General features: G+C 60.0%; 23 protein-coding genes. 4 read left to right on the forward strand and 19 right to left on the reverse strand.

All coding sequences use genetic code 11. The features are described from left to right. Positions 1-14: 14 nt before the first annotated feature. A complete protein-coding gene (locus ACP15U_RS18650; RefSeq protein ID WP_142494837.1) occupies positions 15-1,181 on the forward strand; it encodes an acyl-CoA dehydrogenase family protein in 1,167 nt (388 codons plus the stop codon). 10 nt (positions 1,182-1,191) lie between these two features. Here ACP15U_RS18650 and ACP15U_RS18655 read toward each other — a convergent pair whose 3' ends face one another. The 3 genes from ACP15U_RS18655 to ACP15U_RS18665 all read right to left on the reverse strand — a co-directional run bounded on the left by ACP15U_RS18655 (position 1,192) and on the right by ACP15U_RS18665 (position 3,259). Continuing rightward, the gene (locus ACP15U_RS18655; RefSeq protein ID WP_268987217.1) at positions 1,192-1,545 is read right to left on the reverse strand and encodes an SDR family NAD(P)-dependent oxidoreductase; all 354 of its coding nucleotides are present in this window, start codon (positions 1,543-1,545) and stop codon (positions 1,192-1,194) included. Positions 1,546-1,617: 72 nt separating this feature from the next. Continuing rightward, positions 1,618-2,814 carry an IS256 family transposase gene (locus ACP15U_RS18660; protein ID WP_142495134.1) on the reverse strand — a complete coding sequence of 399 codons (1,197 nt, stop codon included), beginning with the start codon at positions 2,812-2,814 and terminating at the stop codon, positions 1,618-1,620. Positions 2,815-2,947: 133 nt separating this feature from the next. Next, positions 2,948-3,259 carry an SDR family NAD(P)-dependent oxidoreductase gene (locus ACP15U_RS18665; RefSeq protein WP_185959051.1) on the reverse strand — a complete coding sequence of 104 codons (312 nt, stop codon included), beginning with the start codon at positions 3,257-3,259 and terminating at the stop codon, positions 2,948-2,950. Between ACP15U_RS18665 and ACP15U_RS18670 the strand changes: the two genes are divergently transcribed. Continuing rightward, a complete protein-coding gene (locus ACP15U_RS18670; RefSeq protein ID WP_169739214.1) occupies positions 3,210-4,187 on the forward strand; it encodes an FAD-binding oxidoreductase in 978 nt (325 codons plus the stop codon). The two genes, ACP15U_RS18665 and ACP15U_RS18670, sit on opposite strands and share 50 nt — an antisense overlap. 225 nt (positions 4,188-4,412) lie before the next feature. Here ACP15U_RS18670 and ACP15U_RS18675 read toward each other — a convergent pair whose 3' ends face one another. The 10 genes from ACP15U_RS18675 to ACP15U_RS18720 all read right to left on the reverse strand — a co-directional run bounded on the left by ACP15U_RS18675 (position 4,413) and on the right by ACP15U_RS18720 (position 13,523). Then, positions 4,413-5,609 (reverse strand): phenylacetate--CoA ligase family protein, encoded by a 1,197-nt coding sequence (locus ACP15U_RS18675; protein ID WP_229669281.1) that lies wholly within the window; start codon positions 5,607-5,609, stop codon positions 4,413-4,415. A 27-nt stretch (positions 5,610-5,636) separates the two neighbouring features. Continuing rightward, a complete protein-coding gene (locus ACP15U_RS18680) occupies positions 5,637-6,446 on the reverse strand; it encodes an enoyl-CoA hydratase/isomerase family protein (protein ID WP_028095226.1) in 810 nt (269 codons plus the stop codon). A gap of 28 nt (positions 6,447-6,474) precedes the next feature. Then, positions 6,475-7,626 (reverse strand): acyl-CoA dehydrogenase family protein, encoded by a 1,152-nt coding sequence (locus tag ACP15U_RS18685; protein WP_136340186.1) that lies wholly within the window; start codon positions 7,624-7,626, stop codon positions 6,475-6,477. Beyond that, positions 7,623-8,747, reverse strand: a complete 1,125-nt coding sequence (locus ACP15U_RS18690; RefSeq protein WP_142494375.1) for an acyl-CoA dehydrogenase family protein — start codon at positions 8,745-8,747, stop codon at positions 7,623-7,625. Before ACP15U_RS18690 ends, ACP15U_RS18685 begins: the two co-directional genes overlap by 4 nt. Continuing rightward, a complete protein-coding gene (locus tag ACP15U_RS18695; protein WP_027264320.1) occupies positions 8,734-9,183 on the reverse strand; it encodes a MaoC family dehydratase in 450 nt (149 codons plus the stop codon). The genes ACP15U_RS18690 and ACP15U_RS18695 overlap by 14 nt, the downstream gene beginning before the upstream one ends. Beyond that, positions 9,180-9,899 (reverse strand): transglutaminase-like domain-containing protein, encoded by a 720-nt coding sequence (locus ACP15U_RS18700; protein ID WP_028284916.1) that lies wholly within the window; start codon positions 9,897-9,899, stop codon positions 9,180-9,182. The genes ACP15U_RS18695 and ACP15U_RS18700 overlap by 4 nt, the downstream gene beginning before the upstream one ends. Positions 9,900-9,962: 63 nt before the next feature. Continuing rightward, complete coding sequence (locus ACP15U_RS18705) at positions 9,963-11,099, reverse strand: CaiB/BaiF CoA transferase family protein (protein WP_142494376.1); 1,137 nt, start codon at positions 11,097-11,099, stop codon at positions 9,963-9,965. A 10-nt stretch (positions 11,100-11,109) separates the two neighbouring features. Next, positions 11,110-11,967, reverse strand: coding sequence for a MaoC/PaaZ C-terminal domain-containing protein (locus ACP15U_RS18710; protein WP_185959052.1), 858 nt, complete (start codon positions 11,965-11,967; stop codon positions 11,110-11,112). Positions 11,968-11,990: 23 nt separating this feature from the next. After that, positions 11,991-13,142: a thiolase gene (locus ACP15U_RS18715; protein ID WP_142494377.1), complete on the reverse strand. Its 1,152-nt coding sequence runs from the start codon at positions 13,140-13,142 to the stop codon at positions 11,991-11,993. 3 nt (positions 13,143-13,145) lie between these two features. Next, positions 13,146-13,523, reverse strand: a complete 378-nt coding sequence (locus ACP15U_RS18720) for a Zn-ribbon domain-containing OB-fold protein (RefSeq protein ID WP_057796766.1) — start codon at positions 13,521-13,523, stop codon at positions 13,146-13,148. Between the two features lie 104 nt (positions 13,524-13,627). Here ACP15U_RS18720 and ACP15U_RS18725 point away from each other — a divergent pair, with 104 nt between their 5' ends. Both ACP15U_RS18725 and ACP15U_RS18730 read left to right on the forward strand, forming a co-directional pair. After that, positions 13,628-14,773, forward strand: a complete 1,146-nt coding sequence (locus ACP15U_RS18725) for a CaiB/BaiF CoA transferase family protein (protein WP_142494378.1) — start codon at positions 13,628-13,630, stop codon at positions 14,771-14,773. Positions 14,774-14,803: 30 nt separating this feature from the next. Further along, positions 14,804-15,970, forward strand: a complete 1,167-nt coding sequence (locus ACP15U_RS18730; RefSeq protein ID WP_142494379.1) for a CaiB/BaiF CoA transferase family protein — start codon at positions 14,804-14,806, stop codon at positions 15,968-15,970. Positions 15,971-15,991: 21 nt separating this feature from the next. Here the strand turns inward: ACP15U_RS18730 and ACP15U_RS18735 are convergent, their stop codons facing one another. The 6 genes from ACP15U_RS18735 to ACP15U_RS18760 all read right to left on the reverse strand — a co-directional run bounded on the left by ACP15U_RS18735 (position 15,992) and on the right by ACP15U_RS18760 (position 21,984). Then, positions 15,992-17,149 (reverse strand): acyl-CoA dehydrogenase family protein, encoded by a 1,158-nt coding sequence (locus ACP15U_RS18735; protein ID WP_081979662.1) that lies wholly within the window; start codon positions 17,147-17,149, stop codon positions 15,992-15,994. 207 nt (positions 17,150-17,356) lie between these two features. After that, the gene (locus ACP15U_RS18740; RefSeq protein WP_142494380.1) at positions 17,357-18,283 is read right to left on the reverse strand and encodes an electron transfer flavoprotein subunit alpha/FixB family protein; all 927 of its coding nucleotides are present in this window, start codon (positions 18,281-18,283) and stop codon (positions 17,357-17,359) included. Further along, the gene (locus tag ACP15U_RS18745) at positions 18,283-19,041 is read right to left on the reverse strand and encodes an electron transfer flavoprotein subunit beta/FixA family protein (RefSeq protein ID WP_028284925.1); all 759 of its coding nucleotides are present in this window, start codon (positions 19,039-19,041) and stop codon (positions 18,283-18,285) included. Before ACP15U_RS18745 ends, ACP15U_RS18740 begins: the two co-directional genes overlap by 1 nt. Before the next feature lie 42 nt (positions 19,042-19,083). Then, entirely contained in the window at positions 19,084-19,866 is a 783-nt protein-coding gene (locus ACP15U_RS18750) for an enoyl-CoA hydratase/isomerase family protein (protein WP_142494381.1), read from the reverse strand. A gap of 11 nt (positions 19,867-19,877) precedes the next feature. Beyond that, complete coding sequence (locus ACP15U_RS18755) at positions 19,878-20,654, reverse strand: enoyl-CoA hydratase/isomerase family protein (RefSeq protein ID WP_028284927.1); 777 nt, start codon at positions 20,652-20,654, stop codon at positions 19,878-19,880. A gap of 79 nt (positions 20,655-20,733) precedes the next feature. After that, positions 20,734-21,984, reverse strand: a complete 1,251-nt coding sequence (locus ACP15U_RS18760) for an ABC transporter substrate-binding protein (protein ID WP_043753095.1) — start codon at positions 21,982-21,984, stop codon at positions 20,734-20,736. Between the last annotated feature and the right edge of the window lie 97 nt (positions 21,985-22,081).

A 22,081-nucleotide genomic window follows, 5' to 3' on the forward strand; every position in this document is an offset into this window, starting at 1 on the left:
CAAGGAGACGAACCATGGAAAACGTGATCGCCGCCGCTCAGGCAATCTATACAGATGAGCAACGCATGTTGCTGGAAAACTTCCGCAAGATGGCCGAGGCAGAGTTCGCGCCGCTGGCCGAGAAATACGAGAACCTCGGCCACCCCCCCGATGCGAAAACCCTGAAGTCCCTGTTCGCCAAGGTCGAGGAATTCGGGCTGATCAGCGGCCTGATCCCCGAAGAGGACGGCGGTGCCGGAATCGACCGCATGACCTATGGCATCCTATACGAGGAACTGGCCCGGATATGGGCCGATCTGGCAATCGCGGTGCTGATTCAGGGTCATGCCGTGTTCGCGGTCAACCTCTTGGGAAATGTGGCGCAGAAAGAGGCCTATCTGAAGCCGCTCCTGCGCAGCGAACGGATCTGTGCCACCTGTATTTCCGAACCAGAGGTCGGTTCGAACGTACGCGAGGTCAAGACACGTGCGGACCGCGAGGGCGATAAGATTTTCGTCACTGGCCAGAAGCTCTGGATTTCCAATGGGGCCCAGTCGGATTTCGCCATCGTTGTCTGCAATCTGGACGACGGTATTTCCATGGTCATCGTCGACCGCGATACCGGCAACTACGAGAGCCGCGAATTGCGCAAGCTGGGGCTTATCGGTGCATCGACCTGCGAATTGTTTTTCGACCGTGCCGAAACCAGCGCTGACCATGTTCTGGGTAATGCAGGCGGCGGCCTGTTCCAGACATTGAAACTGTTTGAGAGCGCTCGCGTGTTTGTCGGCCTGACGAGCATTGGCATAGCGCAGGCGGCGTTGGAATGTGCCGTCAAATATGCGCAGGATCGCCAACAACATGGTAAGCCGATCGGCGGGCACCAGTTGATTCAAGGCTACTTGGCCGACATGGCCACGCACCTGGATGCCGCGCGCCTGTTGTGCCAGCGCGGGCTGCAACTTCTGGACCTGGGCGTGCGCTGTGACACCCAGACCTCGATGGCGAAATGGTATGCAACCGAAATGGCCGTCGAAATCGCCGGCAAAGCGGTGCAGATCCACGGCGGCAACGGCATCACCAAAGAGTTCCCCGTTGAACGGCACTTCCGCAATGCAAAGGTCATGCCGATTCCCGATGGCACCACCGAAATCCAAAAACTGGTCATCGGGCGCAACCTGACCGGGCTTAACGCGTTCTGAAATCGTGACTCTAAGAATTGCGGCCGGGGATTCCCGGTCGCCTTATCGTAGGCCCCCGGTCCGGGGGGGCGGCCAACGGATCATGCCCCAACCGGCGCTGCGGGACGCGTTTGATCAATGCCTGTCCCGCGTCAGTGGCAAAAAACTCACGGTTCAGGTCGGTTTCGATATAACCGGGGCAGATGGCATTCACCCGGATGCCATGCCGCGCCCATTCAAGCGCCAGAGACCGGGTCAGTTGAATCAGCCCTTCCTTGGACGCGGCATAGGCGGACACATGGCTGGCCACCCGTGTGCCCAGAATCGAGGCGACATTGACGATACAGCCCCCGCGTCCGGCATCAATCATCGCTTTGGCGGCGATACGTGGGTAGTGTCCCGGGAGATGGTGTAGGAACTGGCGTCCACCTGCTTCTTCATAGCTGGTGCTGCTCGTTCACTGCGCGGCGATCATCGTCGCCGCGCCGGTATCGTTGCACACGGCCGTCAGCTTTTCCACCGGCATGTAGCGGCGGGAGACGGCCCATTCATCGTTTTGCTCCAGCATGAGCGCGCCGACCAGCCGGATGACGGCTTCGCGGTTGGGAAAGATGCCGACGACATTGGTCCGCCGCTTGATCTCCTTGTTGACGCGTTCCAGTGGGTTTGTGCTGTGCAGCTTCGAGCGCAGGCTCTCGTCGAAGGCCATGTAAGCCAGCACGTCATGCTCCGCCTCATCCATCAGCTCGGCAACATCGCGGAACCGGTCCCGCAGGCTGTCGGCGACCTCACGCCAGCGGGCATGGGCCTGGTCGCGGTCCTTCTCGGCGAAAACGGTCTTTACCACCGCGCTGACCACCGGCTTGTGGGTCTTGCCCACGCGGGCCAGGAGGTTGCGCTGGAAATGCACGCGGCAGCGCTGCCAGCCGGCACTGAGCACCTTGCGTGCGGCAGCTTTCAGGCCCTCATGTGCGTCGCTGATCACCAACTGCACGCCCCGCAGGCCGCGCCGAGTAAGAGACCGCAGGAAGTCGGCCCAGAACGTCTCGGCTTCCGAGGGCATGACGGTAATCCCCAAGATCTCGCGCCGCCCGTCTGTATTGACCGCCACAGCCACTATCACCGCCATCGAGACGATCCGCCCGCCCTCACGCAGCTTCACATAAGTGGCGTCGAGCCAGAGGAAGGGCCAATCGCCTTCGAGAGGCCGGTTCAGGAACGCCTGCACCCGCTCGTCGATCTCCTCGCAGAGCCGCGAGACCTGGCTCTTGGAGGTGCCCGTCAGCCCCATGGCGCGCACCAAGTCATCGACAGCGCGCGTGGAAACACCATGGATGTAGGCCTCCTGGATCACTGCCATCAGCGCCTTCTCCGCCGTCCGCCGTGGCTCCAGGAAGGTCGGAAAATAGCTGCCCTTGCGCAGCTTCGGGATGTTCAGGCCGATGGTCCCCGCCCGGGTATCCCATTGCCGCGGCCGGTAGCCGTTCCGCTGGTTCTCCCGGTGCGGGCTGCGCTCGCCATGGCCCGCACCGCAAACGGTGGCCACCTCGATATCCATCAGCCGCTGCGCGGCATCCTGGATCAGCTCGCGCAAGAAATCCGCGTCATCGCTCTTGGCGATCATGCCCGGAAGGTCGATCATGTTCTCGGTCATCGTGCTCTCCTTCGTTGTCGTCGGTCTTCGAACAACCTCAGACTACGAAGAAGCGCGATGGCCGCCAGCCCGGCCGCGCGCTGCGCTACGCCAAGGGCTTCGCGCGCGGCCTCTTACACCACCCCACGGGGCACTACCGATACGGTGCGACATGAAATGCGCCCTTGAGATTTGTGTCTATGATCGCGTCGATTTCGGCCGGCCCGTGTTCCAATGCGGGAAGAGATGCCGTCGTTCCGGCATTGTTGATGACAGTGTCAAAGACCCGTCCCTTCAGCGCGGCTTCCACCGACTCCGGGTCCGCCACGTCCATCTCTATCACATCGGCCTGCCCCCCTTCCGCCGCTATCTTTGCGGAAAGCTCAGACAAGCGGGCGACGCGGCGGGCGGCCAATGTGACGTCGACATCCTGCCCCGCCAGCAGTTCGGCGAAATGCTCGCCCAATCCCGAAGATCTGGCGGACGACTATCAATTCATCCCGGGCCAGTACGTCACGCTGCGCCGTGCCGGTGATATCGATGGTGTGCGGCGATGCTATTCGGTCAGCTCCGGCCGAGACGATGGCGAGTTGCGCGTTCTGGTCAAGCTGCTGGAAGGCGGAGCGTTTTCCTCTTTCGTTCATAGCGAACTGCCACCGGGCACCGAACTTGATGTCATGACGCCCGAAGGCACATTCGGATCAAAGATACGACAAGGCGGACCACGCACCTATCTCGCCCTGGCCCCGGGCAGTGGAACTACTCCAATCATTTCGATCATCCGCTCGGTGCTTGCCACCGAGGCCGGGGCCAACTTCATCCTTTTTTACGGCAGTCGAACGCTAAGTTCCATCATCTTCCGCGACGAATTGAACGATCTCAAGGATACCTATCCCGGACGGTTCTCTCTTTTTCATACACTGACGCGCGAAGGCACCGATTCCCCACTATTCTCGGGCCGGCTTGATGCGGAAAAGCTGCGCAAGTTCTCCGGTGCCCTGTTCGCTCCGGCAGAAATAGAAGATGCTTTTCTTTGCGGCCCCGCCGAGATGATTCAGGAACTCAAGACCGCGCTCCGCGACCTCGGCGTTGAAGAGAACCGTTTTCATGACGAGCTGTTCGCTCCCGCCGATGCTGACAATACCGCCACCGTCACGCTTGCGCCGCTTACGGCGGAAGCCGCCACTGGAGAAGGAGTTCAGGTCACGGCGATCCTTGATGGCACCGCCCGCAGCTTTGTGATGACACCTGATCAGGAAAGCGTGGTCTCCGCCGCCGCAGCAGGTATCGAACTACCCTATTGCTGCAAGGGCGCAATGTGTTCCACCTGCCGCGCCAAAGTTATCGAAGGCGAGGCAGAGATGACGCTGAACTATGCTTTGGAGCCTCGGTAGTTGAAGGAGAACTTTGTCCTGACCTGCCAGGCCCGTCCGAAAACCAAAAAACTGACAGTCGATTTCGACCACGTTTGACCTGTGCCGCTTTCCGCGACACCCCACGGGCGCGCGGGGCCGGGATCCCCAAGACCTTCGCCAAGTTGAAAGTCTTGGGTCCACGAAAACCCGCGTGCCAGTGTCGGCTAAAAGGTCGGATTCAGGCAAAGCGCACAGAACCCGATCTCAGCGGTCTTTTTGGTTGACGATCAGTTCTGCATTTTCGGGTAGTTCCGAAACAATGTTCACCTCGTCAGCACGAATTCGTGCATGCAGTTTGAAGGTATCAGCGGCGGCTGCTTCTGCGGCGGAAGCGTCGGCACCGTCTTCCAGCACAAGCGAGAGGCGGATCATGTCGCGATCGTTCTCGCGCGTTACCACGGCCTGCGCGGCCTTTGCGCCCGGCGTGCCGATGACAACTTCTTCAACCACGCGCGGATAAACGAAAATCTCGCGCACTTTGACCGCTGCCCCGACCCGTCCCTGCAATGCTGAAATCCGGCTGACGGTGCCATCCGCGTTGCTTTCCAGGGCAAAGGCGCTGTCGCCGGTGCCGAACCGGATCATCGGCCAGGTGGAATCGCGCGCGGTCACGACAACCTCGCCAGGATCGCCATGAGCGACCTGTTCGCCGCTGACCGGATCGCAGATCTGCACCACGCGGTCGGGATGAACCAGGTAGCCTTCGCCGCCATCCTCATAGGCGACAAGGCCCAGATCGGCGGTGGCATAGGCGGCCCAGGTGGACACGCCGTATTCGGCCTCGATCCGGCGGCGCTTGGCCATCCAGTCGCCCATCTCACCGCCGAGGAAGGCTGTCTTCACCTTCCATGCGTCGCGGCCATAGGTTTCGATCACCTTGTCCGCCAGCGTCAGGAAAAACGCGGTCGAAGCGCAGATCGAAGTCACGCCGGTTTCGGCGATGATCTGTGCCTGAAGCTCCGTATTGCCGACGCCTCCGGGGATCACCGTGGCGCCTGCGGCCTGTGCCGCTTCGTCGAACAAAAGCCCCGCGGGCACCAGATGATACATCCAGGTGTTCAGGATGATATCCCCCGGCCCCACGCCTGCCGCCTTGAACAGCCGGTCAAGGCCGTGGCCGCCACCGTCCGAAAGGGCCGGTTCGAAAATCGGGCCGGGGGACACGTAGATCCGCCCGACATCCTTCAGATCCGAGGCCAGGAACCCGCCAAAGGGCGGGTTCTCGCGCTGGATCTTCAGAAGCTCTTCTTTTTTCATCACTGGAAGACGCGAGAGGTCCGCCACCGATGTGACAGCTGCCGGATCGAATCCGGCAGCCGTAAATCGCGATTTCAGGCCAGGAGCTTTTTCGGCCGCAGCGGCATAGGCTTGAGCTATATCTTTGTAGATATCATCAGACATTTCCATGCCTCCTCGTCCAATCTGGTGTTAAAGCGGGCAGTCCTTACGGAAGTTCGGCGCGCGCTTCTCGCGGTGCGACAACACACCTTCCTTGACGTCCTCGCTCATGAAGCCAAGCATCTCCAGCGCGGTCGACGCATCAAAGATCGGCCCGGCCTGGCGCAGCCAGTTGTTCAGCGAATACTTGGTCCAGCGAATCGCGCTTTGCGAGCCGTTGGCCAGTTCGACGGCTGTATCCAGCGCGATCTGCTGCAGCTCGTCATCCTCGACGCACATTGATACCAGACCGATACGCTCGGCCTCTTCGCCCGACACCGGCTTGCAGGTCATCAGATAGTATTTCGCCTTGGCCATCGAGGTCAGCAGCGGCCAGATAATCGCCGCGACGTCACCGGCGGCAACACCAAGGCGGGGATGACCATCGACAATCTTGGCCTTCTTTCCGGCGATCGAGATGTCGGCCAGGATGGCAACCACAAGGCCTGCGCCGGCCGCAGGGCCATTGATCGCGGAAATGATCGGCTTGTTGCAGTTGATGATGTTATAGACGAGATCCTTGGCTTCTTTCCACGTCTTCATGATCTCGTGCGAATTGCCAATCATGTTTTCGATCAGGCTGAAATCACCCCCGGCGGAAAATGCCTTGCCCGCACCGGTCACGATGACCGAATTGATGTCTGGGTCACGGTCGATATCGATCCACATGTCCGTCATCTGGGTGTGGGTTTCGGCATCGACCGAGTTGAATGTCTCGGGCCGGTCGAACGTGATGCGCAGGACGCGATCCGCCGGGTAGTCAAATTTCAGTTTATCGTATTTTGCATAACGATCCGACATGGTTCTATTTCCTCCGTGGGGTATTGATTCAGCCAGGCAGTCCCAGGACGGCCTTGGACAGGATGTTTCTTTGGATTTCGTTCGATCCACCGTAGATCGTGGTAGGTCTGGCCTTGTAGAAACTCGCCAGAACATCGACACTTACGTTGCCGACCTGAAGCGGCCCGATGGAGCCGCCATCGGGACCGGCTGCTTCGATCATCAGCTCGGTGATGCGCTGGAAGCATTCAGTCACCCAAATCTTCAGCATGGACACATCCGCACCGAGCGTCTCGCCACGTTTGAGCTGATCTGCAAAACGGGCATAAAGCGCGGCATGATCTTCCACATCCAGTGCCGCCTGGGCAAAGCGGTCACGGAACACCGGATCGTCAAACGCGCCACGGCCACGGGCAAAACTTTCAAGCTGTCCCAGAGCGTTCTGGGCCAGACTTGGCGAACCGATGAAAATGCGTTCGAAGCTCAAGAGAGCCTTGGCCATCGTCCAACCCTTGTTCAGCTCGCCCACGAGGTTCTCGCGGGGCGTCCGTGCATTGTCAAAGAAGACCTCGCAAAACTCGGTCTCGCCCGACAGGGTCGTGATGGTGCGCACCTCGACTCCGGGTTGATCCATCGGAGCGAGCAGGAAACTGATGCCCTGCTGTTTCTTCGGCGCATCGGGATCGGTGCGCACCAGCATGAAAATATGCGTGGCGTCATGCGCCATCGTGGTCCAGATCTTCTGTCCGTTGATGACAAAGTCGTCGCCGTCAATCTCTGCGCGTGTGCGCAGGTTCGCCAGATCGGACCCGGCGCCGGGTTCCGAATAGCCCTGACACCAGATATCTTCGCAACTCAGGATACGCGGCAGCCAGTAATCTTTTTGTTCCTGGGTGCCGAATTTGATGATCAGCGGCCCGACCATCTGCACGCCCATGTCGCGGCCGCGATTGACGCCCCAGCGCTGCTGCTCTTCGTAAAAGATCAGCAACTTGGCGGCGTTCAGCCCCATACCGCCGAATTCAGCGGGCCAGGCTGGCGCGACCCAGCCCTTGGCGTGAAGCTTGCGGTGCCAATGTTCGATCTCGGCGAACTTCGGTCGGTGCGGCAGGTGACGCAGCTCCTCGGGATATTCCGCCTCGAAGAACTGGCGCACTTCTTTGCGGAACTCTGCATCGGTCATAGCGTTCCAGTCGGTCATTGTGCTGCCCCCTCTGCTTCGCGTGCCTCGAACCATATCCGCCTGTGATAGGCATCGTCGCCCAACCAGGCCGACAGCACCAGCGCCCGGTTCAGGTAGAGCCCGATATCGAACTCATCCGTGTACCCGACGGCCCCGTGCAGCTGGATGGCGTCGCGGGTGATTTTCTTGGCGGCCGTGACGGCGCGCGCTTTGGCGCGGCTGGCAATCGGGGCCCGAACCTTCGGATCGGTTTCGCTGTCCATCTGCGCAAGCGCCTCCCGCACTCCGGCCTGCGCGACCTCGCACATCACGTTGAGGTCGACGGCACGGTGCTGGATGACCTGGAATGATCCGATCGGCTTGTCGAACTGCTCCCGCGTCTTGATGTAGTCGAGCGTGATCTCGAAGGCGCGCTCGCTCAGGCCGACAAGCTCGGCCGCGGCAAGCGCCGTTGCATCGGCGACAGCTTCGGCCAGTGCAGTGAGAACCGCACCGCTGCTGGCCAATTCCGCGGCCGGAGTTCCCGAAAACGAAAGCTCGCCCAGAGAGCTGCCATCCGCCTGCGTCCGCTTGTCGATGACAAGCCCCTGCGCGTCTGCCTCAGCCAGAACCAGAACCGGACCATCATCCTGTTCGGCCACGACAAGGAACCCGTGCGAACCGATCGCACCGACGACCCAGGCCTTGCCACCGGTCAGCTTTCCGTCCGCGTATCGGCAGGTCGCATCGGCAGGCGCCCCGTCGGGGCCGCGTTCCTGCCAGGCAACCGCCAATGAAATTTCGCCGCCGATGAGCTGTGCCATCTTCGGATGATCCGGACAAAGGCGGCGCAGAAGGCCGAGGCTCAGACCGATCGTCGACACGACCGGTTCCGGGGCAATCACACGGCCGACTTCCTCGGCGATGACACCCCCGGCGGCTAGGCCCATGCCAAGCCCGCCCTGATCTTCGGGCACCGCCACGCCGAAAACACCGGCCTCGGCCAGTTCCCGGACCATCTCCGGATCGAAACCGCCCCCGGCATCACGGAGTTGTCGGGCTCTGTCACTTCCGCCCGCCCGTTCAAACAACGTGCGCACGCTCTCGCGCAACAGGCGAAGGTCTTCTTGTTCGCTGGAAAGGATATCAGTTTGTGTCATTTTGTTTTCGCTGGATCATCACGGGGGTGTCGGTCGAAAAAACGACCTCGCCCTCGGGGTTTTTGGCGCTGAGCGTATAGTGCAAAACACCTCTGTCGGGCTTGCTTTTTGACGGTGTGACCGAGTTGACCGTCAGTTCGACATCAAGGGGTTCGTTCGGGTGCACAGGCCGCAGCCAGCGCAAATTGTCAAAGCCCATGCCGCCGATATTGGCAACATCGACCATCATCTCGGTCATGACCGGCTTGAACACCTCAAGCATGGTCTGAAAGCCCGAGGCGATCAGGCTGCCATGTATGGCGGTTGCATAGTCTTCATCGGTGTGCAGCCGCTGCGGATCCCATTCCTTGGCAAAGGCCTTTATTGAATCCGCGCTCATCGGAGCGCTGCGAAAGCGATAGACTTGGCCCGGCGAGAAGTCTTCCAGATACCTCAAGAGGCACCCTCCTTTGCGAAACCGTCATCGTATCCGCTCGCATCCTTGGATATCCGGATGCGGTTGAATTCTTCCAGCTTCGGATAGGTTTCCTTGAACGCCACCAGGAACTCACCCATCGGCGCGTCGAAATAGAGACCACGGTCGTTCACATATTCCATGTGCCGGTGATTCTGTTCGTCGAACTCATGAAAGAGCGCGTCGTGATAGCCGTCGAAGACCAGGGGTTTGACCCCGAATCTTTCACACAGTTCCATGTTGAATGCAGGTGTCACCTTGTAGGCCTCATTCCCCAACCACAGCTGAACATAGCCGTGGTAGATAAAGAGATCGGTCCCCATCAACTCCTGCAACTTGGGTGTATTCAGGTGGTTGCGCACATCCGCGAACCCCAGAGCGGCGGGGATACCCACAGCACGCAAACAAGCCGCCAGAAGAATTGCCTTGGGAACGCAAAACGCCGCTTCCGCCCCAGCGATACGGCTGGCACGGTAAGAGTCCTCATCCAGCGCAAAACAATAGGGATCATAGCGAATATCGTCGCGCACCGCTTCGAACAGGCGGATCGCCTTGTCGCGATTGGTTGCGCCCACAGGGAGATCACGCAAAGCCGATGTCACGAAACCCTGCACTTCCAAGCTATCGCTTTCCACAAAGCGCGATGGCATGACATAACGCTCAGCTTCAGTCGGCAGGTCATCGTCAGACTTGTCCATTGGCCCCTCCTTTTTTCTAACAAATGTTAGATTACCGATTCAAAACCTGCCCGTCAACGGGATTTACTCTGTCTTTGGTTGGTCCAAGCCATAACGCGTATTGTCTTCGCCCAGAGTGGCTGCAACTCCGACCGAATTTCCGGAAGAACGGAACTCCGGCGCAATTGGCAGCGGCAAAGCAGGCGCGTCCCGGCCGGAGATTTTTACTGTCCGCCCGAACACGTCACGCGCTTTGAAATGCGGGTCGCGCGCCGCCTCGGCGGGCGTTTTCACGACCGAACAGCAGCAATCTGCCGCTGCCAGCAAAGGCTCCCAATGGGTCGAGGGGTGTTCCCTCAGACGACGTGCAACCTCTGCGGCGCAGGCATTGGGATCGGACCAGTCATCGCGAAGGGCCACCGGCAAACCAATAACATCGCAGAACGACTGCCAGAACTTTTCTTCCAACGCGCCGACGGCGATCTGACGCCCGTCCGCAGCCGAATAAAGCCGATATCGGGCCAGGCCACCCGTCAGACGGCTGCCACCGCTTTCGATGTTCTGCCCGGCAATCACACCTTCGGCATGGGCCCAATAGGCAAAGGCGAACGCCCCCTCGGCCATTGCGATATCCAGATGCGTTCCCTGCCCGCTTGCCTGCCGCGCAATCAGGGCCAGCAGGATATTCATCACCGCAGGATAGGTTCCGCCTCCGATATCGGCGACCAGCCCGAACGGGGCCGTTGGCTGGTCATCCGGTCCACGACTGAGCGACAGGATACCCGCATCACCGACGTAGTTGAGGTCGTGGCCGGCGGCGCTGGCCTTTGGTCCGGTCTGGCCATAGCCGGTGATCGAACAATAGATGAGACCGGGATTGATCTTGCGCACCGCTTCATAACCAAGCCCCAACCGGTCCATCACGCCGGGACGGAACTGCTCGACCAGAACATCGGCCCTCTCGATCAAGGGGCGCAGACGTTCCACTGCGCCCCTTGACTTGAGGTCGATGGCCACCGATCGCTTGCCGTGGTTCAACACGGCAAATCCGATGCTCTCTCCGTCGATCTTGGGCTCGGTTTGGCGCGCGTCCTCGCCGACTCCGGGACGCTCGAACTTGATCACTTCGGCGCCGACCTCGGACAACATGAGCGTCGCCATCGGACCGGGAAGAAGTGTGCTGAAATCCAGCACCAGGATATCCTTGAGCGGTTGAGCCATCTTCACTGCCTCAGGCGAAGCGCGCCGCGCCGTTGTTCAGAACAACCACGTCGCGTGCCGGAATAGATGCTCGAAACCGGGCCTCGCCGTCCTCTTCCCAGATTTCGAACCGCACGGTTTCGCCGGGATAGACCGGCGCCGAGAACCGAACATCCAGACCGACAAGCCGGGCAGAATCATAGTCCAGCAACGTCTTGAGAATCGCCCGGGCCGCCAGCCCATAGGTCGCCAGACCATGCAGGATCGGGCGGTCGAACCCGACAGAACGGGCAACATCCGGGTCAGCATGAAGCGGATTGAAATCACCGCTGAGACGATAAATAAGGGCTTGGCGCGGCAGGGTATTGATATCACATACATGATCAGGCGCCCGATCAGGCAGCACTGCGGGTGCCGGACCCGCCTGGTTTTCACCGCCGAACCCCCCATCACCGCGACAGAAAGCCGACATCGCCACGCGCGCCAGTTTTTCGCCGCTGTCCGCGTCGATAATATCGCGGCTTTGGTAAATGACGGCTCCCTTGCCCTCGCCCTTGTCGGCGATAAAGTCGATCTTGCTGCGGCCGACAATTCGGCCATGTGTCGGCAGCGGCTTGTAGATGTCGAGCCACTGTTCTCCGTGCAGCACTTTCTGCCAGTTCACGCCGGTTTTCGGATTGCGCAGCCAGAAGCCCGGATACCCCAGGGTAACGGCCATAGAGGGAACCGCCTTCAGACCGTCCTCATAGACAAAGGCCAGTTCTTTCTTGTCTGTCGGATCTTCGCCGAACCCCAGCCCGAGTGCGTAAAGGATGGTATCCCGCTCGGTCAGAGTCTGCTTGATCTCTTCGAAATCCCAATTCGAAAGTGCTTCGAAATCCAGTGGCATGATCTTTCCTCCCTTGATCGCCGTCAGAGCGTGTTTCGTGACCCCAGTATTGCCGTGACCTGGCTGGACAGCACACCGCCATTGCCATGCGCCAGCGCCAGATCAATATCCTTCAACTGAATGCCCGGCGCGTCGCCACGGATCTGACGGGCAGCCTCGATCACTGTGAAGATGCCGTACATCCCGGGGTGCACGCAGGACAGGCCGCCGCCATTCGTGTTCACCGGCAACACGCCGCCAGGCGCGATGCGTCCGCCCTCGACAAAGGCCCCTCCCTCGCCCTTCGCGCAGAACCCAAGATCTTCGAGAAACAAAATCGTGTTGATGGTGAAGGCATCATAGAGCTCGACCGCCTGGATATCCGCAGGGGTCACTCCGGCCGCCGCAAAGGCGCGCGCGCCCGAGTCGCGGGCCGCGGTCACGGTGAAATCCTTCATCTGGGAAATCTGCCGGTGCGAGCTTGCCGCAGCACTGCCCAGCACATAGGCAGGTGCCTTCGGGAAATCCCGGGCGCGGTCCGCGCGGACCATTACGATCGCGCCGCCACCGTCGGTGACAAGACAACAGTCGCGCACGGTCAATGGATCGCCCACCATGCGCGAACCCAACACGTCCTCGCGGGTCAGCGGGCCGCGCTCGAACGCTTCGGGGTTGCGCTGCGCCCAGGCCCGCGCGGCAACGGCCACGTCGGCCAGCTGTTCGCGGGTGGTACCATATTCATGCATGTGCCGCGCCGCCGCCATCGCATAGGCCGAGATCGGATAGCGCGGATTATACGGCGCCTCGTAGGCCGGCGGACGTGAAGCGGTCACCAGTCTGCCCGACGCGGTGCGCTGGTTGGAGCCATAAACAATCAGCGCGACATCACACAGACCGGCGTCCAGCGCCATGGTCGCGGACGTCAGGTAGTTTACGAAGGACGAACCGCCCGACATCGTGCCATCAATGAAACGGGGCTGGATGCCCAGATACTCCGCCGCCATAAGCGCCGGCATGCTGTCTTCCATCATGGTGCAAAACAGCCCGTCGACGTCGGACAGTTTCAGCCCGGCATCGCCAAGCGCCGCAAGCGCAGATTGCGCCATGACATCATAGGCCGTCAGGCCATGGGCTTCTCCGAGACCGGCATGACCGGTTCCCACGATGGCGGATTTCCCCCGAAGTTCAGTGGTCATGGCCTATCCCTCCGACGGTTTGAAAAGCACGGCCGGAACACCCTCGGCCTCGCCCACGAATGCGGTTACAGGCATGTCGATGACGACCTCACCCGGGGCAATGCCCTCGACCCGGCTCATCATCCGGACACCCTCGTCCAGCTCGACGACGCATACGTTGTAGTCGCCGCCCCGTTCGGGCTTTCGGCGCACGACTGTTGTGGTGTGGACCCGTCCCTTGCCGCCGGCCTGCTTCCACGAAATCGCGGTGCCATGACAATGTGGACACAGGACTCGCGGGAAAAAGTGATAGGCCCCGCAGTCGTCGCACTTGGGCAGCAGGATCTCTCCCTCTGCCAGCGCGCGTTGGAAAAGCTGGTCTGGTCCTTTGGCATCCTGCATTGGCGTTCTCCTTCAAGCGACCCAGTCTTTGTTTAAGCGTATTGATAATCTTTCTAACAATTGTTAGATTTAGTCAACCTTTCAGGATCAATTGAGAGAAACTCATGTCAGGTTCAGACTTAGCCCCCCTTTCCGGCAAACTCGTCGTTGCGTTGGAACAGGCAGTCGCCGCGCCTTTTTGCTCCTCGCGGCTGGCCGACGCCGGCGCGCGCGTGATCAAGATCGAACGCAAGGGCGCAGGCGATTTCGCCCGCGCCTACGATACCGCCGCCAACGGTGAAAGCGCCTATTTCACATGGCTGAACCGAGGCAAAGAATCGGTCGCCTTGGACATTAAAGCCGACGAAGACCGTGAAATCCTGCTCAGGATGCTGGAAAACGCAGATGTGTTTATTCAGAACCTGCTGCCGGGCGCGCTGGCCAAGCTGGGGCTCGATTCCGCGAGTCTGCGAGAGAGCTTCCCGCGTCTAGTGACCTGCGACATCACCGGATATGGCGAAGACGGCCCGATGCGCAACGCCAAGGCCTATGACCTTCTGGTGCAATGCGAGAGCGGTCTGGCATCAGTGACCGGTACACCCGACGGACCAGGACGGGTGGGCGTGTCGGTCTGCGATATCGCCACCGGTATGACAGCCCATGCTGGAATCTGCGAAGCACTTGTCGGGCGTGATCGCACCGGCAAGGGCAGCGGCGTTTCCGTGGCAATGTTTGATGTGATGGCCGACTGGATGTCGGTTCCACTGCTGTATCACGATTACCTTGGCAAGCCGACACCTCGTGTCGGACTGAACCACACGGTCATTTGCCCGTACGGGGCCTATGAATGCAAGGACGGTCAGCTTGTCGTCATTACCGTGCAACACAACGGCGAATGGCAACGGTTCTGTGAACACATACTGGGCGATGCGGCTTTGGCAACCGACCCCCGGTTCCATGACAACACGTCGCGAATTGAAAACAAACCCGCGCTCGAAGTTCTCATCAAGGCCGTGTTCGCCTCGCATGACCGCGCCGAGATGCTGAAGCGGCTTGACGCTGCGGGCATTGCCTCGGGCGCGGTGAACGACGTGGCGACCCTGTCCGGTCACCCCCAGCTCGACCGGTCCGTAATTCGCACGCCTTCCGGTGAAATCAACGTCCCGACCCCCCCGATCCGGCGCAGCCTCGGCGAAACGGCACTGGGCCCCTGCCCGGCCTTCGATGCGCAAGGCAAGGCCCTTCGCGCCGAGTTCGGCCGTCGTTCATAAAAAACGGTAGGCAACTAAGTGGACAATCAAATGACCGATGAGAACAATCCGGCGATCCTTCAAGACGTGAAGATCGTCGATCTGACTTCTGTAGTTTTCGGACCTTTGGCGACGCAGATGCTGGGCGATCTGGGGGCCGATGTGATCAAGGTGGAAGGCCCCGAGGGCGATCTTCTTCGCCAGGTCCAGCCATCGCGCAACAAGCTGATGGGTGCCGCTTTTCTGGGGGCCAACCGTAACAAGCGCAGTGTCGTACTCGACCTCAAAACACAAACCGGTCTCGATCAGTTGCGCAAACTGCTCATCGATGCCGATGTGATGATTTCGAGCATCCGGCCTGCGGCGCTTGCCAGATTGTCTTTGGAACCCGAAACCCTGCGCCAGGAAAACCCGAACCTGATCACGGTATCCGCCACCGGTTTCGGACAGGACGGGCCCTATGCCGCCAAGCCAGCATTCGACGATTCCGTCCAGTCGGTGTCGGGATTGGCCAGCCTGGCAACCTTGCGCGACCCCGAGGCACCGCCCGCTTATGCCCCGACAATTCTGGCCGACAAGCTTGGCGGGGTCACCGCCGCCTATGCCGTGATGGGCGCCCTGTTCCACCGCGAGCGTACGGGACAGGCCCAGCATGTCGAAGTTCCGATGTTTGAGACGCTGGCCGCCTTCCTGCTGGCCGAACATATGGATGGCGCCACCTTCGAGGAGGCTCCGCAGGATTTCGGCTATGCCCGCATGCTGGTTCCGCACCGGCGTCCGGTTCAGACCGCAGATGGCTACATCACAATTCTGCCTTACACCAACGTACAATGGGCGCGGTTTTTCAAGACGGTTGGGCGCAATGACATGATCGACCATGTCTGGGTCACGGACATGGACGCCCGTAGCCGCAACATCGGCGCAGTATACGATATGGTGGCGCACATTGCGCTGACCCGGACCACAGATGAGTGGCTTGACCTCATGGAGCAGGCCGACATACCCGCCATGCCAGTGCGCAACCTGTCAGATTTACCGAACGATCCCCATCTTGCCGCAACCGGGTTCTTTCAACGGATTGATCACCCGACCGAAGGTGCGATCTGGACGACACGCCCGCCGGTTCGCTTTTCGGCGACCCCTGCGCGACATGATCATCGCCCGGCCCCGCGACTTGGGGAACACAGCGACGAAATTCTGGGGCCGGGCAGGGAGTAGCCCCACCCGGCACCGGACGGATCAAACATCCATCGAGCGTGCGATCAGTTCCTTCATGATCTCGTTGGTGCCGCCATAGATCATCTGGACCCTGCTGTCGGCATAAAGTCGCGCGATGGGGTATTCCATCATGAAACCGTAACCGCCGTGCAGTTGCAGGCATTCATGCATGACCTCGTTCTGCGTCTGGCTGCCCCACCATTTCGCCATCGAAGCCGTGGCCGCATCAAGTTCGCCCGCTTCAAGACGCGCGAGCCCGTCATTTACGAAGGAGCGTAGCAATTCGGCCTTGGTTTTGCATTCCGCCAGTTTGAAGCGTGTATTCTGGAAGTCCATGATCCGGCTTCCAAATGCCTTGCGGTCCTGAACATATTTCACCGTTTCATCGATCGCAAAATCAATAAAACCGAGCGCGGTAATGCCGATCATCAGCCGCTCCCAAGGCAGCTGCTTCATCAGCTGGTAGAACCCCTGCCCCTCTTCCGGACCAAGCAGGTTCGCCGTGGGCACGCGCACATCCTCGAAGAACAGCTCAGCAGTATCCGAACCTTTCATACCCAGTTTCTTCAGGTTCCGTCCCCGGCGAAAGCCCTCGGCGCCCTCGGTTTCCAGAACGATCAACGAAACGCCCTTGGCGCCGGCGTTGCGATCGGTCTTTGCCACGATAACAACGAGATCCGCCGTGTGCCCGTTTGTGATAAAGATCTTCGAACCGTTGATCTTGTAGTGGTTGCCATCCTTTTCCGCATAGGTTTGTACGTTCTGGAGGTCAGAGCCCGTTCCAGGCTCGGTCATGGCAATCGCCGCAACGCTGTCGCCGCTGACCAGTTTCGGCAACCACTTTTTCTTCTGTTCCTCACTGCCATATGCGTTGAGATAATGGATTACGATGGACTGAATCCCATAGCCCCAACCCGTATCACCGGTGCGCCCCTGCTCGTAGACGGTAATCGCGTCGAACCCGATGCCGCCACCGAACCCACCATATTCTTCGGCAATCGAGCCACCCATGACACCCTGCTGACCGACTGTTTTCCAGAAGTCGCGGTCAACAATTCCCTGCTCCGCCCATTTTTCAATCTTCGGAGCCATCTCTGCATCGAAAAGCCTGCGTGTACTATCGGCGAACATCTTGTGTTCATCCACTGCCCAACTCGGGGAGTTCTTGATCAGAGACATGTTTTATTCCTATCGGTTCATGCTTGCATTGAAGAAATCTAACAAGTGTTTTATTTCCTGGCAATGAACCCGAGGCGTTCTGACGGGGCGTCACAAGGCTTCGGACCGTGCGCATCCGGATTTATCTAATCACGCGCCGCCCATTCGGCTCGTACAAAAAAGGCCCGCCAAAACAGGCGGGCCTTTTTGTAATTTTTTCGCAATGACTTACAGCCTGTCGGTCAGTTCGGGCACGGCGTCGAACAGGTCGGCAACCAGACCGTAATCGGCAACCTGGAAGATCGGGGCTTCTTCGTCCTTGTTGATCGCAACGATGATCTTGCTGTCCTTCATGCCGGCCAGGTGTTGGATCGCACCCGAGATGCCAACAGCGATATACAGGTCAGGCGCGACCACCTTGCCGGTCTGGCCAACCTGCCAGTCGTTCGGTGCAAAGCCCGAGTCGACGGCGGCGCGGGATGCGCCAACGGCGGCGCCCAGCTTGTCGGCCAGTTTCTCGATCAGGGCAAAGTTCTCTTCGGAGCCGACGCCGCGCCCACCGGACACGACCACACCGGCCGAGGTCAGTTCGGGACGATCCGATGCGGCGACCTTGTCTTCGACCCATTCCGACAGGCCGGGGTTGTCCCCGGCACCGATGCTTTCGACCGAGGCAGACCCGCCTTCGCCAGCGGCATCAAAGGTCGAGGTGCGGAAGGTGATGACCTTTTTCGCATCCGACGATTTGACGGTTTGAATCGCGTTCCCGGCATAGATCGGGCGCTCGAACGTTTTGCCATCGACAACGCCGGACACGTCCGACAGGACCATCACGTCCAGCAGCGCGGCAACGCGCGGCATGACGTTCTTGGCGTCCGTGGTGGCCGGGGCGACGATATGTTCATAATCACCGGCCAGCGATGCGATCAGCGCGGCGGTCGGTTCGGCCAGGCGGTGACCCAGCGATGCGTCTTCGGCGACCAGAACCTTGGTCACACCGTCGATCTTGGCGGCGGCGTCGCCTGCGGCAGCAGCAGAGGCGCCCGCGCACAGAACGGTCACATCGCCTAGGGCCTTGGCCGCGGTCACGGCCTTGGCGGTTGCGTCGATTGCCAGTTCACCATCGGTCACTTCTGCGAGAAGAAGAACAGCCATTATACAGCCCCCGCTTCTTTGAGTTTTGCGACCAGCTCGTCCACCGAGCCGACCATGATACCGGCCGCGCGTGCCACGGGCTCGGAGGTTTTGACGATTTCCAGACGCGGCGTGACATCAACGCCGTAATCATCGGCGGTCTTCTCATCCAGCGGCTTTTTCTTGGCCTTCATAATGTTGGGCAGCGACGCATAGCGCGGCTCGTTCAGGCGCAGGTCCACGGTGACGATCGCGGGCATCTTGACCTTGATGGTCTGCAGGCCGCCGTCAACTTCGCGGGTCACGACGGCACTGTCACCGTCGATGTCCAGTTCCGAGGCAAAGGTACCCTGCGACCAGCCCAGCAGGGCTGACAGCATCTGGCCGGTGGCATTCATGTCGTTGTCGATCGCCTGCTTGCCGCAGAGAATCAGACCAGGCTGTTCCTCTTCCACGACCTTGGCAAGGATTTTGGCCACTGCCAGCGGCTCGATATCATGGTGCACGTCATCCGCTGCAACGACCAGGATGGCGCGGTCGGCACCCATGGCCAGTGCGGTGCGCAGGGTTTCCTGCGCCTGTTTGACGCCGATGGATACCGCGACCACCTCTTCGGCCTTGCCGGCCTCTTTCAGGCGTATCGCCTCTTCGACGGCGATTTCGTCGAAAGGGTTCATCGACATCTTAACGTTGGCCAGATCGACACCGCTTCCGTCCGCTTTGACACGAACCTTCACGTTGTAGTCGATCACGCGTTTCACAGGCACGAGTACCTTCATTGGCGTGGTCTCCTTGAGTTTTGCGATAAGGTTTCAACCGAGCTAACGGTCTTTGAATTCTGGAGTTCTTTTTTCCGAAAACGCTTTCATGGCCTCGGGAAAGTCATGCGCGCACAGCAAAACGCTTTGGGCATCGCGCTCGATATCCAGCGCCTCGAGATAGCTGCACTCGGCTGCGGCGCGCATCACACGCTTGGCGGTCTGAACGCCAAACATCGGGTGCGTTGCAATCTCGCGGGCAATTTCCAGCGCCCGTACCTCGACCTGGTTGGCCGGCACGCATTCTTCGACAACGCGCAGGTCCCTGGCGGTGCGCCCGTCGATTTCACGGCCCGTGAGCACAAGCATCCGGGCAACGCCCGCACCGGCGCGCTGGTGAAGCAGCCAGCTTGATCCCGTGTCGGGACAACCGCCGACGCGTGCAAATACTTCGCACAGCCGGGCATCTTCGGCGGCAACGACAATGTCCGCCGACAAGGCCAGGCTGAGGCCCGCGCCAAAAGCCACGCCGCATACCGCGGAAATCAGAGGTTTGCGAAACAGATAGGCCGCGCGTCCGCCATCGTGAACCAGGTCCACCATTTCCGACGTCGCCCGCGCGCCTTTGGCGATCTCGGACTGAAACCCGACAAGATCGCCGCCGCTGCTGAAATGATTGCCACCGGTCATAACAACGACACGGATCGTAGCGTCCCGTTCGGCTTCGCGCAGAAGCGCCACCAGTTCTTCGACGAACCCGATGCTGTAAGGGTTGCGTTTTGTCGGCTGAAGAAAACGCAGGATTCCGACAGGGCCTTCCCTGTCCAGGCGAATAAGCTCAGTCATTCAAGTCTCCATCAGGTCCCGGTCCAGACGGGTGCTCGCTTTTCAGCAAAGGCCTTTGGGCCTTCAATCGCGTCGTTGCTGGCGTAAACCACCTCGTGAAGGCGCTTGCCCTCTTTCAGGCCACCCGCACAGCCCAGGTCCATGGTCGCGCGAACGCCGCCTTTCGCGGCAACAACCGACAGCGGGGCCGCGCTGGCAATGCGTTTGGCAAGGTCAAATGCCCTTGCGCGGACAGCATCGGGAGTGTCTTCGATATAGTTGGTGAACCCGTATTCGTGCAGGCGCTCGATCGGCATCAAGTCGCCGGTCAGAACGATTTCCATAAGGATGGGCTGCGGTAGCATGGACAGTGCCGGCGATGCCCAGGGCGATCCACGACCGATCTTTACTTCGGTGATACCGACCTTGGTCCCCTTGAGACCGACCCGCAGATCGCAATTCAAGGTCAGCATCATGCCGCCCGCCATCAGCGACCCTGTCATCGCCGCGATGATCGGTTTCTTGCAGGCGCGCATGGTCTCGTGAAACGGGTCGCGCATCTTGGTCAGAATATCGACACCCTCGTCGCGTGCGATTTGTGTGGCTTCCTTCAGATCCAGTCCGGCGCTGAAAACGCCGCAATCGGCAGAAGTCAGAATGGCCACACGAACGCTGTCATCCGCCTCGATCTTCTCCCAAGCGTCGGTCAGCCCGTTCGTCGCCGCCACGGAAAGCGCGTTTTTACGTTCGGGCCGGTTGATACAGACGGTCGCAATTCCGTCTTCGATCTTCACGTCAATGGGGCTCATGATACCTGCTTCGCTTTCTCGGGACAATCTAACTGCGGAAAGCTTCCCCGCGACATGTCTGCCGCGGGGAAGCTCTGTCTTATTCGACGGTGAACGTCGCGGAGCTGTGCTTGATGACATCCCAAACAACGTCAAGATAGTCGGCGCTCCAGTCGGTCAGCGGAACCCAGGTTTCGCCATTCCACTGCTCGACCCGGGTCTTGCCGCCACCACCGTGGTCTTTGTCGGTCACTGTAACCGGGGCCATGATGCCGTTTCCATCGAAGTTCTCGATCGATTCATAGGCATTCTTCATGCTTTCCGGTGTGATCGGCCAACCGTTTTCAGTAATTGCGATCCGCGCGGCTTCGAAACCGGCCGAGTAGATCGCCATGCCCGTGTTGTAGTACACGTCGCGCACCAGGCTCTCGGGACCGCTGCCCTTGCCATTGGCATAGTAGGTGTCCAGCATCGTCTTGACGATCGGAACTTCCTGGCCACCGGCCACGTTGGTCCCGCGCAGGATGCCTTTCGCCTCTTGTGCGCCGATATTGGCGATATCGACTTCGTTCAGCCAGTTCACCGACAGATAGCGGTCGATCGGGAAACGGTTGCGGCGCATTTCCTTCGAGGCGACCACATGCCCGCCCGCCAGCAGCCAGCTGATCACGTAGTCAGGCTTGTCGCGGCGGATTTTGCTCCATGCGCCGGCCTGATCCGACCCGGGAAGGGGTACGGGATACAGCTCCAACTCGAACCCTTCCTTTTCGGAAAGCGTTTTCAGGATCTCGATCGGTTCCTGGCCAAAGGGATAATCCAGATAGATGAACCCGATCTTCGCCTTGCTCAAGTCACCGCCCATCTGACCCTTGATGAAGGCAACGTCATTTGCCGCCTGCTGCCAGTACGTCGGACCGACCGGGAAAACCCATTCGAACACTTCGCCGTCCACCGCGTCACCGCGGCCAACGAAAGACTGCATCAGTACGTTACCGTCCTTCATGGCACGCGGCAAAACCGCGTTCGTGACCGGCGTGGACAGAAAGTTGAACAGGAACACGCCTTCGCGCTTGAGCTGCTCGTAGCATTCCACACCGCGCTGCGGTTCGTTGCCGTGATCGCGAATGATGACTTCAACCGGATGACCTTCGATACCGCCATTTTCGTTGGTGTACATCGCCAGGTCCTGCGCGGCCTGGGCCACCTGCGGTGAAATGAACGTGTAGGATTTACTAAGGTCGAAGCAGAGTCCGAAGCGGATAGGCTCCTTGTCCTGCGCTGAGGCAACAGTCGCGCTTGCTGCCAGTGCAGTAGCAACGGCCACTGCCTTAATGTGCTGTTTGACTTTCATGTTATCTATCTCCCGTTGGTTTAGTGTAGGGCGGTGATACCGTTCCGTAAGCGCCACTGCCGCCCCGCGTAGCGTCACACTTCCTGCAATCAGTCAT

It is taken from the genome of Primorskyibacter sp. S87, assembly GCF_049801055.1.
In the GTDB taxonomy this organism is placed as follows: domain Bacteria; phylum Pseudomonadota; class Alphaproteobacteria; order Rhodobacterales; family Rhodobacteraceae; genus JBNAGF01.